The organism is Halomonas sp. TD01 (assembly GCF_923868895.1).
Lineage (GTDB): Bacteria > Pseudomonadota > Gammaproteobacteria > Pseudomonadales > Halomonadaceae > Vreelandella.
On the sequence record NZ_OV350343.1, the window covers coordinates 3,456,183 to 3,468,396 of the forward strand.

At 51.7% G+C, this 12,214-nt stretch carries 10 protein-coding genes; 6 read left to right on the top strand and 4 right to left on the bottom strand.

Going from position 1 to position 12,214, the window contains the following annotated elements; translation table 11 throughout:
- Positions 1-26 precede the first annotated feature (26 nt).
- Complete coding sequence (gene rarD / locus L1X57_RS15670; RefSeq protein ID WP_009724324.1) at positions 27-935, top strand: EamA family transporter RarD; 909 nt, start codon at positions 27-29, stop codon at positions 933-935.
- Here rarD and L1X57_RS15675 read toward each other — a convergent pair.
- Complete coding sequence (locus L1X57_RS15675) at positions 906-2,564, bottom strand: methyl-accepting chemotaxis protein (protein WP_009724323.1); 1,659 nt, start codon at positions 2,562-2,564, stop codon at positions 906-908. The genes rarD and L1X57_RS15675 overlap by 30 nt on opposite strands.
- 230 nt (positions 2,565-2,794) lie before the next feature.
- Between L1X57_RS15675 and L1X57_RS15680 the strand changes: the two genes are divergently transcribed.
- The 5 genes from L1X57_RS15680 to L1X57_RS15700 all read left to right on the top strand — a co-directional run bounded on the left by L1X57_RS15680 (position 2,795) and on the right by L1X57_RS15700 (position 8,086).
- On the top strand, positions 2,795-4,501 hold the full coding sequence (locus tag L1X57_RS15680) for a SulP family inorganic anion transporter (protein WP_009724322.1): 1,707 nt from the start codon (positions 2,795-2,797) through the stop codon (positions 4,499-4,501).
- A 91-nt stretch (positions 4,502-4,592) separates the two neighbouring features.
- Positions 4,593-5,702 carry an MlaE family ABC transporter permease gene (locus L1X57_RS15685; RefSeq protein ID WP_009724321.1) on the top strand — a complete coding sequence of 370 codons (1,110 nt, stop codon included), beginning with the start codon at positions 4,593-4,595 and terminating at the stop codon, positions 5,700-5,702.
- Positions 5,696-6,520, top strand: coding sequence for an ABC transporter ATP-binding protein (locus L1X57_RS15690; protein WP_009724320.1), 825 nt, complete (start codon positions 5,696-5,698; stop codon positions 6,518-6,520). Before L1X57_RS15685 ends, L1X57_RS15690 begins: the two co-directional genes overlap by 7 nt.
- 7 nt (positions 6,521-6,527) lie before the next feature.
- Complete coding sequence (locus tag L1X57_RS15695; RefSeq protein WP_009724319.1) at positions 6,528-7,469, top strand: MlaD family protein; 942 nt, start codon at positions 6,528-6,530, stop codon at positions 7,467-7,469.
- Positions 7,466-8,086 (top strand): ABC-type transport auxiliary lipoprotein family protein, encoded by a 621-nt coding sequence (locus L1X57_RS15700; RefSeq protein WP_009724317.1) that lies wholly within the window; start codon positions 7,466-7,468, stop codon positions 8,084-8,086. The genes L1X57_RS15695 and L1X57_RS15700 overlap by 4 nt, the downstream gene beginning before the upstream one ends.
- On the opposite strand, the gene L1X57_RS15705 is transcribed toward L1X57_RS15700, so the two are convergent.
- The 3 genes from L1X57_RS15705 to L1X57_RS15715 are packed head-to-tail and all read right to left on the bottom strand — an operon-like array spanning position 8,060 to position 12,213.
- Positions 8,060-9,925, bottom strand: a complete 1,866-nt coding sequence (locus L1X57_RS15705) for a serine/threonine protein kinase (protein WP_009724316.1) — start codon at positions 9,923-9,925, stop codon at positions 8,060-8,062. The two genes, L1X57_RS15700 and L1X57_RS15705, sit on opposite strands and share 27 nt — an antisense overlap.
- A 48-nt stretch (positions 9,926-9,973) precedes the next feature.
- Positions 9,974-11,218, bottom strand: coding sequence for a 2-oxo acid dehydrogenase subunit E2 (locus L1X57_RS15710; protein ID WP_009724315.1), 1,245 nt, complete (start codon positions 11,216-11,218; stop codon positions 9,974-9,976).
- A gap of 17 nt (positions 11,219-11,235) precedes the next feature.
- A complete protein-coding gene (locus L1X57_RS15715; RefSeq protein WP_009724314.1) occupies positions 11,236-12,213 on the bottom strand; it encodes an alpha-ketoacid dehydrogenase subunit beta in 978 nt (325 codons plus the stop codon).
- Position 12,214 lies beyond the last annotated feature (1 nt).

Here is a 12,214-nt window from a genome sequence, read left to right on the forward strand (position 1 = left end):
TAACATTTTTAATTAATGAGGCTGCTATGCTTCCACCTGCATCAAGAGATCCTGAAGCGGTTAAAGGCGTAATGTTCGGCCTAACTGCTTACACTATGTGGGGCTGTTTCCCGCTTTTTTTCGCTCTTTTTGATGGCATCCCGGCATTTGAAATCCTGATACATCGGATTTTGTGGTCGTGCCTTTTCTTGGTGGGCTTAATCAGCCTTCTACGCCGATGGCGTCCAGTGGTCGCCGCACTTGTAGAACCTAAGCGCTTGGGGCGCGTACTCGCTTGCGCGTTACTGATTGCCTTTAATTGGGGCCTGTATATTTATGCTGTTGAAAGTAAGCAGGTCTTACAAGCCAGTTTAGGCTATTTTCTGACCCCGCTGGTAAACGTTGCCCTGGGAGTGCTGGTGCTACGTGAAGTCATGGCACGTCTTCAGCTGGTTGCTCTTGGTTTGGCGAGTTTAGCGATTGCCATACAGTTCGTGATGCTGGGTGAACTGCCCTGGATCAGCTTGTTGCTAGCACTCAGCTTTGGCAGCTACGGATTGTTTCGCAAGCAAGTGCCTCTTGATGGGCTTTCAGGTCTGTTTGTGGAGACGCTGTTGCTGTTCCCTCTCGCATTAATAGCGCTCACTTGGCTTAGTTGGCAGGGGGAGTCTCACTTTATTCATAATGTGCCGATGAGCGCCCTGCTAATGATTAGCGGCGTGTTAACCGCACTGCCATTGATGGCATTTGCTGGGGCTGCACGGCGCTTACGGCTGGCTACGCTGGGGTTTCTGATGTACATCAACCCCAGTATTCAATTTTTGATTGCGATCGTCATCTTTGGCGAGCCGCTAGGTCTCATTCAGTTGGTCACTTTTGTGATGATCTGGGCAGGCTTAGCACTATATTCTTGGTCTTCTTGGCAGTCACGTCCGCGCCAGAAGGCGGTTACCTGAATCTGAGGCTGTCTCCACTGATTTTTCAACAATCAGCGCACTGGTGTCGTTTGGCTTTTCAGGCTGATAGCCCACGCGAAAGCCTCCCCAGTGCTTACCTTTAATGTAAATGGGTACTGAAAGGTCGTGCATGATCTCGCCAGTGTCTCGCTTATAGGTTTGTAGCAGCAGCGGTTTCTCATGAGCACCGCAACGGCTGCCAGTTGGATCATCAAAAATGCGTTTGCTGCGGCAGTACTTCAGGTCGTGATCATAATCACCGCTAGGCTCGCGGCTGACGGCTGCGTTATGGGTAGGAACATAACCGTTGCGGTCACAGGCAATGGCATAACTCAACCCATACTCTGTCAGTAAAGGTTCTTGCAGGCTGGGTAGCTGTAGGTCTGTGAACGCATCAAAGCTGGTGTGATAAAGCGGTGGCCGTGTCCCTGGCATGGCTCTGTAATCAGGCTGAAACAGTGCAGTTTCAGATAACTCACCGGCGGCTATGGCTTTTTCAAACAATTTACCAATACGGTCAGCGGCCTGGCGAGCAGCACTAAATACGTGCTGATGACGCCCCTGTAAACGCTGCTGCGCCAGCTCGCCGTCAACGCCTTCAGCGGCTTCCATTAACGCCCGTGCTTGCTGGGCTAAATCGCGCATATCGCGATTGCCCTCATCCACATCATCTTCAAGCTGGCGTAAGCTATCAGCAACCGTTTGACTATGAGCTTTAGTGCTTTCCATTGCCTCTGCGACGCTGGTGATTTCCTGCTCAACTTGATCGAACTGCCCCGTAATAGTGGCAAGACTGCTCCCCACTTGCTGCATCCCTTGAGAGCGCTCTCGAATACGGTTCATTAACGCTCCCATCGTACCGACAACACTCTGACCACTCTGGTGCATATCTTTGACAAGCTCATCGACGCTTTGTGTCGCCGTTGACGTCTTCAATGCCAAGTTGCGCACTTCTCCCGCGACAACAGCAAATCCTCGCCCATGCTCTCCCGCCCGAGCTGCTTCAATAGAAGCATTGAGTGATAAAAGGTGCGTTTGCTCTGCAATTCCCTCAATCATCGACGTTACGTTGCGCACGCGCTCAATTTTGTCATTTAGCGCAGACAGCATCTCGAGCGCCTGATCAGAACGCTCAGAAACATCGCTCATATCGCGAATAATATCGGCCAACTCATCATGATTATGGTGGCTTGCCTGACGAGCGCTCTCGGCCAGCGAGGCGACTTGAGAAGCGCTAGCACTCACTTGCATGATGGCGGTATTAATGGCGCTCATACTCGATGACGCATCACTGGCCATGGTTTCCTGTTTGGTGAGGCGTTGAGCCATAAGATCAGCATAGTGCGATACTTCTGCGGAAGCGATAGCGGTGCTGCTGGCTCGGTTCATCAATCGGTAAGCCATCGCACGAAGTGAAGCATAGTCGCGAATGGGTTTGAGGCCGTGAATGGGCTTCGCCAAACGCGCTCGATCTGCTGAATAAACAGTAGTGATCGTAACAAGCATCAAGCTCGCGCCAGCCCCCGTTGCCAGCAGCAGCGCAATATAGGGAAAAACACCAGGTTCAGTCATCATCCAAACAGAAACGCCTAGCACTGCCAAAGGCACTAACAGCTGAAGTAGTCGCATGCGGGATACTCTTTTTTATTTGACGTTATTGAGCAGTCGATCAATAGAGAAGAAGCGATTAGCCGCTCCTCAGCCAGCTTAACGGGTTATGCTAATGAATGAAGTAGCACTTTCGGGTCAGAACATGCTTTTGTTTGAAAGCAAAGACCATCATTGTCCACGCAACGCGTTAAACTGACGGACTCACCAGTGGTTGGGTTTTTAAAACAACGAAGCTGACGCAGGAGCTTATGTTTAAGCGCTATTTTCCTATTCTTACATGGCTGCCCCACTACCATAAGCGCCTGTTAGGTGCTGATGTATTAGCGGGACTCATCGTAACCGTCATGGTGATTCCGCAGTCGTTGGCCTATGCCCTACTAGCTGGCTTGCCTGCGGTAGTGGGCTTATATGCCAGTATTTTGCCGCAACTCCTATACACCTTTTTAGGCACAAGCCGCACCCTGGCGGTTGGCCCGGTGGCCATCATTGCATTAATGACGGGGGCTGCACTCTCTTCTGTGGCAACGCCCGGCAGCCCTGATTATTTACAAGCAGCACTAGTGCTTTCGCTACTCTCTGGCGGCATATTGGTCGCGATGGGTGCACTTAAAATGGGCTTTTTTAGCAATTTCTTAAGCCATCCAGTTATTTCTGGCTTTTTAACAGCGTCGGGCATTCTGATTGCCGTCAGTCAATTGGGTAGCCTGATGGGCGTTTCCAGCAGTGGCTTTACGTTGGTAGAGCGCGTGATAACGCTCTTACCTAACCTCCCCACCTTTAATCCCTATACAGTTGTTATCGGCGCTGGCACGCTTTTTTTTCTGGTCATGATGCGGCGCTTTGGTAAGCAGAGCCTTTGTGCCATTGGTTTGCCTAGATCGCTCGCCGATTTAATCACCAAAGCGGGCCCTGTCTTTGCAGTGGTTATCACAACACTGGCAACCTGGCATTGGCAGTTGGCCGACCAAGGCGTCGCTGTTGTCGGCACCATTCCCAGCGGACTGCCTGCGCTAAGCTTTCCATGGGGAGATACCTCACTTTGGCGCGCGCTGTTGATCCCGGCGCTACTCATTAGTTTGGTGGGGTTTGTGGAGTCTGTTTCCATGGGCCAAATGTTGGCCGCGAAACGGCGCCAGCGTATTTCCCCCAATCAGGAACTGATCGGCCTAGGTGCCGCTAATTTAGCCGCTGGATTTACCAGTGGCATGCCGGTCACCGGCGGCCTCTCGCGCACGGTGATTAACTATGACGCCGGGGCACAAACGCCTGCTGCCGGGGCCTTTGCAGCACTGGGGATCGCATTGGTGACGATGGCCTTTACCGGCTGGCTCTTCTACCTGCCGATTGCCACGTTGGCCGCGACAATTACCGTATCTATTTTGACCCTGGTTGATATCCCCATGCTGCGCCAAACGTGGCGCTACTCTCGCAGTGATTTCGCCGCGATGGCGGTAACAATTCTACTGACCCTGGTTGAAGGCATTGAAGCCGGCATCATTGGCGGTGTAAGCCTCTCTATCGCGTTATTTTTGTATCGCACCAGCCGCCCCCATAGCGCGCTGGTGGGCCGAGTACCGGACACCGAACACTTCCGCAATACAGAGCGCCATGATGTTGAAACCGTCAGTAATGTGGCGCTATTACGAATCGACGAAAGTCTGTATTTTGCGAATGCCCGCTACCTTGAAGATACCGTCTATAATTTGGTCGCCAGCTATCCTGAGCTTGAACACGTCGTCCTTATCTGTTCAGCCGTTAATTTAATTGATGCATCAGCGCTCGAGAGCCTGGATGCCATCAACGCCCGTTTAAAAGATTCCGATGTCAAACTTCACCTATCCGAAGTAAAGGGACCGGTGATGGATCAACTCAAGAAGAGTGACTTCCTAGAAGCACTTACCGGACGGGTATTTCTAAGTACTTACGCCGCGTGGCGCGAATTTTCGTCAGCATGATTTTCATAAGCTTAACGATGTACCTTTAACTAACGCTTGTTTGAATGCATCATAGTGTTACCACTGTCGTGAATGCCGATGAGGAGCAGGGATGCCAAACGAATGGATAACACGCGAAAGTGGCGACCTATCGCTCCAACATGAGTGGACGCTTGTTCATTACCAGACACTAAAATCGTTGGTGGCTAAGCATAGTGGCAGCGCCAATAATCACGCTATCTCGCTGGGCGGTATTACTCAGCTAGACACGGCGGGTGCTGCGTTAATCGTTGAGCTACTGGGCATCGAGAACGCCAAGCAACAAGCGGCAAGTTCGTTATCCGAAAAACAGCAGGCGCTATTAGTGCGTGTTGCTGAGGCAATGGAGACGCCTCTCGATATCACGCCCCCAAGTCACAATCGTATCACCGATGCATTGGCGGCGGTTGGCCAGCAAATGGTGGGGCTGTGGTCGCAACAGCGCCAGCTTTTAGCGTTTATTGGGCTAGTGCTGGCAACGCTGTTTTCTCTACTACTTCGCCCTCATCGTTGGCGTTTCACTGCGACAGTCGCGCATATTCATCAAAGCGGACTAAATGCAGTACCCATTGTTGCGCTGCTGACCTTTATGGTGGGCGCGGTGGTGGCCTTTCTGGGAGCCACCGTGCTTCAAGACTTTGGGGCCACGGTATACACGATTGATTTAGTAGCCTTCTCTTTTTTACGTGAGTTTGGTGTGTTGCTGGCGGCAATTTTGTTGGCGGGTCGCACTGCTAGCGCCTTTACTGCCCAATTAGGCGCCATGAAGTCCAATGAAGAGATTGACGCTCTTCAAACCCAAGGGCTTGATCCTATAGAACTTTTAGTACTCCCCCGGGTAATCGCCTTGCTTATTAGCCTGCCTCTGCTCGCTTTTGTGGGAATGCTGAGTGGACTCGTCGGCGGGGCCATGGTGGCAACGCTTTCGTTGGATATATCGGTTAGCCAGTTCATGACCACGTTACAAAAAGATGTATCCGTCAGCCATTTTTTAGTGGGCCTTAGCAAAGCACCCGTGTTTGCGTTTGTTATCGCCGTCATTGGTTGCCTTGAAGGCTTTAAGGTAAGCGGTAGCGCACAATCTGTAGGCGTTCACACCACTTCTAGCGTCGTGCAATCAATTTTTATGGTCATCCTTATTGATGCGCTCGCCGCACTGTTCTTTATGGAGCTGGGATGGTAACCACGACGCATGCTCAATCCGAACACAACGAGCAACCTGTTATCAACGTTCTGGGGCTAGTCAATCGCTTTGGCTCTGTTGTAGTTCATGAGGCTCTCGATTTAACACTAAGGCGTGGGGAAATTCTCGGCGTGGTGGGCGGCTCAGGAACCGGCAAATCCGTACTGTTAAGAAGTATTGTAGGTTTGAAGCGCCCAAATGAAGGCACTATCGATGTCCTGGGATCTCGCCTTAACGAGCTAAATGGACAGCAACGTAGCCAGATAGAGCGCCGCTTTGGCGTGCTGTTTCAACGGGGGGCTTTATTTAGCTCGCTGAATTTGCAAGAAAATGTTGCCTTGCCGCTTATTGAGCACGCCAAACTGTCGCGCAAAGATGCCGAATACCTAGCACGCATCAAACTCTCTTTAGTTGGGCTACCCGCTAAGGCGGCACTGCAGTTTCCTGAATCTCTATCGGGCGGCATGGTAAAGCGTGCCGCACTGGCTCGTGCGCTGGCGCTTGATCCTGATATTTTGTTTCTTGATGAGCCAACCGCGGGCCTTGATCCTATCGGAGCAGCCGCCTTTGACCAGCTATTAGTCACACTGCGCGATGCATTAGGCTTTAGCGTTTTTTTAGTTACCCACGATTTAGATACGCTCTATGCCACCTGCGACCGAGTCGCCGTACTTTCTCAGAAACGCGTGTTAGTGGCAGATACGCTTGAAAATGTCGCCAATACTGACGATGAGTGGGTGCAAGCCTACTTTAATGGACCTCGCGGGCGTGCCGCTCAATACGCCGCTAACGCATCAACGGCAGGTTTAAAGGAGTAAGTTATCAATGGAAACCCGTGCCCATCACATCGTCATAGGCTTATTTACCCTATTATCTGCCGCAGCAGCACTTCTGTTTGCGCTGTGGATGAGCTATGCCGCAGGAGAGCGTAACTACCAGCCTTACCGGATTCTGTTCGAGCGCAGTGTTAGTGGTTTATCAATTGGCAGTAAGGTGCAGTACAACGGCATTGAAGTAGGCGATGTCACCGAACTGACACTAAACCCCGACGACCCCCGACAAGTTATTGCCAGTGTGCGTGTCTATGAGGACACGCCGGTTAAGACAGATACCCGCGCCAAGCTTGCGTTTGCAAGCATTACTGGCAGCATGTCGGTTCAGCTGTATGGAGGCACCCCAGAAAGCCCTCGCCTTGTAAACCAAACGGACAGCATGGCACCGTTTATCAACGCAGATCCTTCGCCGATCGCCACTCTGTTTGATGAAGGCGAAACAATGGTTCAAAACATTAATTCTATTCTGATAAACGTTAATGAACTATTTAATGACGGCAACCGCGAACAAGCCGGCACTATTTTGACGAGTATTGCGCAAATCACAGAGATGATCGCTTCACAACAAACAGCGCTTGATCAAAATATGGCACTGTTCGGCGAGGTGTCACGACAAGCAACGGCTACTCTTGAGAGTATCGATACTCTCAGCCAGGAGACGACCCTGCTATTACGTCAAGATGGTCAGCAAATGATGCAAAGCGCTGAAAGCGCTAGTCGCGATGTGGCCAGTGCCGCGCAACGAATTGAACAGCTAGTTAACGATAATGCAGGGGCTGTCGACAGCACGCTGCAAGGGGCGCAAGACATTGCTCCAGCCCTTTCAGCCCTACGTTCCACACTTAACAACCTTGATCGTATTACTCGCCAGCTTGAAGAGAGTCCGGCAGACTTTTTCCTGGGCCGGGATCAGGTAGAGGAGTTTCGTCCATGAGCTTGCGCGCAACGTTTAGCATCATCACATTAGCGGCGCTTTTATTAAACGCAGGCTGTTCAATACTGCCCGAAAGCACCCCCGCAACGCTCTATCGGTTGCCGTCGTCTGCCTCTCCAGCTGCGCAAGCGGCCGCCACCCTCCCCTTACGGCTGGGCATTGCCACTCCGGGGGCAGGTCACTTGCTTAACAGCAACCGTATTGTGGTATACCCAGAAGGTAATGTAGTGAATGTGTATGAGGGTGCACGCTGGCATGAAGACGCCCCTGATATGCTTCAAGCGCGCTTAATTTCAGACCTACAGCAGCGCCAACTATTCACCAGCGTGAGTAGCGACCGATTGCCCCATGATTTACTGCTACTTAGCGAGCTGCGCCATTTCCAAAGTGAGTACGACGCTTCTCCACCCAGTATTCATCTTCAGTTAGATGTGCAGCTTGTGAATACACAACACCGAAAACCGCTAGCAGCGACCAGTTTTACCATCCGCACCCGCGCGGATAACGTAGAGATTCCGGACGTCGTGAATGCTTTTGGTGAGGCCAGCGACGCGCTAGCTGAGCAGCTTTCAGCATGGATCGCAACGCAATCAAGCAGTCTGAGAGCCGCCGATTGACGGCGTCTTTCTTAAAAAATCACGCGGGTCTTTTGGGTAAAAATGTTCAGGCTGGCACTCTAAATGGGTAAAAAATCGCGTGTCTTTGTAAGGCATTTTCATAAAGCCGGACACGCCTAACCCCTCTATCTGGCTTACAGACGCCAGCATACGCGCCAGCAAGGCACGAAACTCTGACTCTCGGCTAGGATCCAGAAGCCGGTAATAGCTATGGATTTTAAGATGCTTCGGCAACGCCTCAAATATAATCATGCCGGTGTGATGAATCTCATTAAGCCGTTGGAGTATTTGCATAATGGTGTCTGGCAGGACGAGTAGCTCTTCCGGATCAGGGCCGTCTTCAAAGTAGCTATGCTGACGTGTGCGGTCTTCCATTTCAGGAACCGCGCTCAGCTCGTAGTCAATGGCGGTACCAGGGTCACAATTAAAAGGCTCTTCTGCATTTGCACGTTCTAAATGCAGCGTTTGACGCGCATTAAATAAGCAACTTTTAAACACCCCTTGGCGGTGAATGGCACGCGCCAAGTGCACCATGTTATTGACGGCTTGAATAAACGCTGGCTTTAACGCGGGATCGTGTAGGTTAAGCGAAGAGTCTATATACACGCCCTCCCGCTCCCAACGCACCGCTAAACCACCTACAACCGGGTATTTCCCCAAACGACTCACCGACGCCAAAAAGGCCTTTTCAGTTTCCCCCATACCCTGCATAAATTGCTTGTAATAACGATCTAGCTGCACATCGTTAACATCATTAAGTGTTTCTTCTGCATTCGCTTCGCGCAGAAACGCCTTCCGGGAGCTGTAAACGACCGTATCAATCTCTTGGTGCGCCGGACGGCCCCAGACAGGCACTAGCGATGTTTGTCGGGGGATGGGCAAATCTACCATCACCACTTTGGCCATGCGGGACATCGCCTGTAAATAATAATCCCCTGCTTTATGGCGTACCTGGGGGTCGGGGTCGAGCATACCATCCAAGGTGCGGGCAAACTCCAAAGGTAGACCCAGTGAGCAGGCGGGAATAGCACGGTGTCCAAAGCGGCAAGATTGTGCAGATGCTAATGCGTACAGCGTTCCTGCGGCTCCTTGTTCGTCGAAACGTGGCGATGATAGCGCTCCGTTGAGCTGCTCTTCGCCAATAAAGTAGACATCGCCCAGCCGAGCATTGGTTTGCTGCAAGTTATCAGACATTAATTCCATCACGTTTGCCCCAACAAACTGTAGCTTTTCGTCTAACTGAGCAAACACAGACGATCCCCAGTCAATCAACGCAATGGACTCAGTATCAGGATCGAACACTAGGTTTGACGGCTTGATGTCACCATGCACTACGGGACGTGCATTGGGGCCCGTTTCTTGGCGCAATGCTGAGAGAATATCAGCCAACTGGTTGGCAATGTGGACCACCAAACGAGGGGAAAGGCGACCTTCTTTTAGTGATACCTGCTCAAGGTTCCAACCAGGCGCACGCTCCATCACCAGGATTGACTGGCCCCGGGAGCGCTGATAAGCCACGAGCTTCGGTATGCGCGGGTGGGAAACCTGATCAAGCATAAACGCCTCTTCTTCAAGGCGTTCTTGTAAATGGGTGGGCAGCGTAATACGTGAGAATTTAAACACGTAGTGGGCAGGCACACCTTGGTGTTGTGCGCTGCCCGCAAATACAAAGCCATAGGCACCTTTACCAACCAACTCAATCCCCGTATAGCCCAACTGAGCGAGCTGTGCCTGACACAGTGCTACCCAGTCTTTAAGCTTACGAGCATCGTGATGGCTGAGTAGATATACCGATTGCTCTTCCGGTATATAAAACTGCTGGAGTGGTGCCTGAGACATTCATCATTCCTTTCTAATCAACCTCTGGCTATCCAACGTCTAGCTACCCTAGCCCAAGTGCAGCAGCATGGTTTCAGGCGCTTCGAGGTAACCTTTCCAGGCATTGCAAAACCGGGCGATGGTGCCACCATCAATAAAGCGGTGATCACCTGCCCAGGTGATGGTCATAATTGCCCGTCGCTGAACCTCACCCTGCTCGTCAAAGCGCGGTAACCATTGGGTTTTGCCGATGGCCACTATCGCCGCTTCCGGCGCATTGATGATAGGCGCTGCATAGGTTCCGCCAAGCGCACCAATGTTAGAAATACTAATGGTGCCCCCTTTGAGATCCGCCTGATCGACACGCCCTTCTCGTGCCGCGATGGTTAAACGACCCACTTCACGGGCAATGCCTAGCAGCGTTAGACGCTCAACACTTTTCACATTGGGCACCAGTAAACCTGCTTTGCTATCCACCGCCATGCCGATATTGCACTGTTCGTAGTAGTGCAGCTCGTTGCCTTCCGCGTTTAGCTGGGCATTGATGATCGGCGCCTCAGTAACCGCTAGCGCCATTGCCTTCATAAAGAAGGGCATTAGTGTTAGCCGCTCACCCAGAGCCTCTACCCGTGGCTTCAGGCGCTCACGTAGCGCCAGCAGATCGGTCACATCGATCTCTTCGCCATAGTGAAAATGCGGAATAGAGCTGGCTGCCTCAACCATTCTTTTCGCCATCACCGCACGCACGCCGCGAAGCGGCTCAACACGAGGCGACTGGGCACTTTGCGTTACTGGCGTTGTTACTTGAGCAGGAGCTGTAGTGGGCTGATTCAGGTGCGCCAGCACGTCTTCTTTTAATACCCGGCCATCTTTACCACTACCAGCAATGGCACTTAACTCAAGCTGATGTTCACGAACAAGACGTCGCACTGCTGGACTGGCAGGCACTTTACCGCTACTAGTACTGGTACTGGTCGCCACAGCGGCTGGTTCAACCACCTTTGAACCACTGGCAGCGTCAGCTACAGATGACTGCGGCTCGTTAACTTGTTCCGTCGCGTCCGCTTCTTGCGTGTCATTTTCTGCTTGGTAGGCATACAGCGGAGCGTGTACTTTGGCAATTTTCCCCTGGGCAACATAAAGCTTGGTGACGACACCTGCTTCGGGAGCGGTAATTTCTACTAGTGCTTTGTCGGTCATCACCTCGACAATTGGCTGATCTTCCTCAATCCGATCGCCCTCCGCAACGCGCCACTCCACCACTTCACACTCGACAATGCCTTCGCCGATATCCGGCAGCATGAAATCGCTCATTATTTTTCTCCCTGGCGTTAAAAGTTAACGCTTTCGCGAATCGCTTCAAAAATTTTCAAATGATCGGGCAAATACTCTTTCTCCAGCACTAACGGGAAAGGTGTATCTAGCCCCGTTACCCGAGCAATCGGCGATTCCAGATAGAGAAAACAGCGTTCTTGGATCGTCGCGGCGATTTCACCCGCAAAGCCGCCCGTTAACGGCGCTTCATGGCTGACGATCAAACGTCCTGTTTTTAGAACAGACTCAACGACGGTATCCGCGTCCCATGGCAGCAACGTGCGCAGATCGATCACTTCACAGGCAATGCCCTGCTCTTCGGCAAGCTCGACGGCTTTGCCGATGACTTCCATTTGCGCGCCCCAACCCACCAGCGTGATATCAGTACCCTCTTTGGTGACCTCAGCTTCACCAATAGGAAGCTGATAATCTTCTTGGGGCACCTCCCCCACTGAGGCTCGATAAAGCCGCTTAGGTTCTAAGAAAAGTACCGGATCGGGGTCGCGAATTGCAGCAAGCAGCAACCCTTTCGCTTGGTAAGGATTACGCGGCACAACAACTTTTAAGCCAGGTGTATGTGTGAAATAAGCCTCTGGTGATTGTGAATGGTAGAGCCCCCCCGCGATACCACCGCCATAGGGCGTGCGGATGGTTAATCCACCCACATTGAATAAATCCCCAGAGCGGTAGCGGAATTTCGCAGATTCATTAACGATTTGATCAAAGGCAGGAAAGATGTAGTCGGCAAACTGTATTTCAGCAACAGGCACCGAGCCTTGGGCAGCCAACCCATTGGCAAAACCAATAATGCCTTGCTCTACCAGCGGTGTGTTAAAGCAGCGCGATTTACCATACTTTTCCTGCAAATGGCTAGTGGCACGGAATACACCGCCAAAAACACCCACATCTTCACCAAAACAGATAACTTTTTCGTCTTCAGCCATGGCGATATCAAGCGCATTGTTGATCGCCTGGAGCATGTTCATTGTGGGCATG

Coding starts and splice junctions, on each gene's coding strand:
- L1X57_RS15685 (WP_009724321.1), top strand. CDS start 4,593: ATGCCAAACGAATGGATAACACGCGAAAGTGGCGACCTATCGCTCCAA.
- L1X57_RS15695 (WP_009724319.1), top strand. CDS start 6,528: ATGGAAACCCGTGCCCATCACATCGTCATAGGCTTATTTACCCTATTA.
- L1X57_RS15705 (WP_009724316.1), bottom strand. CDS start 9,925: ATGTCTCAGGCACCACTCCAGCAGTTTTATATACCGGAAGAGCAATCG.
- rarD (WP_009724324.1), top strand. CDS start 27: ATGCTTCCACCTGCATCAAGAGATCCTGAAGCGGTTAAAGGCGTAATG.
- L1X57_RS15675 (WP_009724323.1), bottom strand. CDS start 2,564: ATGCGACTACTTCAGCTGTTAGTGCCTTTGGCAGTGCTAGGCGTTTCT.
- L1X57_RS15690 (WP_009724320.1), top strand. CDS start 5,696: ATGGTAACCACGACGCATGCTCAATCCGAACACAACGAGCAACCTGTT.
- L1X57_RS15715 (WP_009724314.1), bottom strand. CDS start 12,213: ATGCCCACAATGAACATGCTCCAGGCGATCAACAATGCGCTTGATATC.
- L1X57_RS15700 (WP_009724317.1), top strand. CDS start 7,466: ATGAGCTTGCGCGCAACGTTTAGCATCATCACATTAGCGGCGCTTTTA.
- L1X57_RS15710 (WP_009724315.1), bottom strand. CDS start 11,218: ATGAGCGATTTCATGCTGCCGGATATCGGCGAAGGCATTGTCGAGTGT.
- L1X57_RS15680 (WP_009724322.1), top strand. CDS start 2,795: ATGTTTAAGCGCTATTTTCCTATTCTTACATGGCTGCCCCACTACCAT.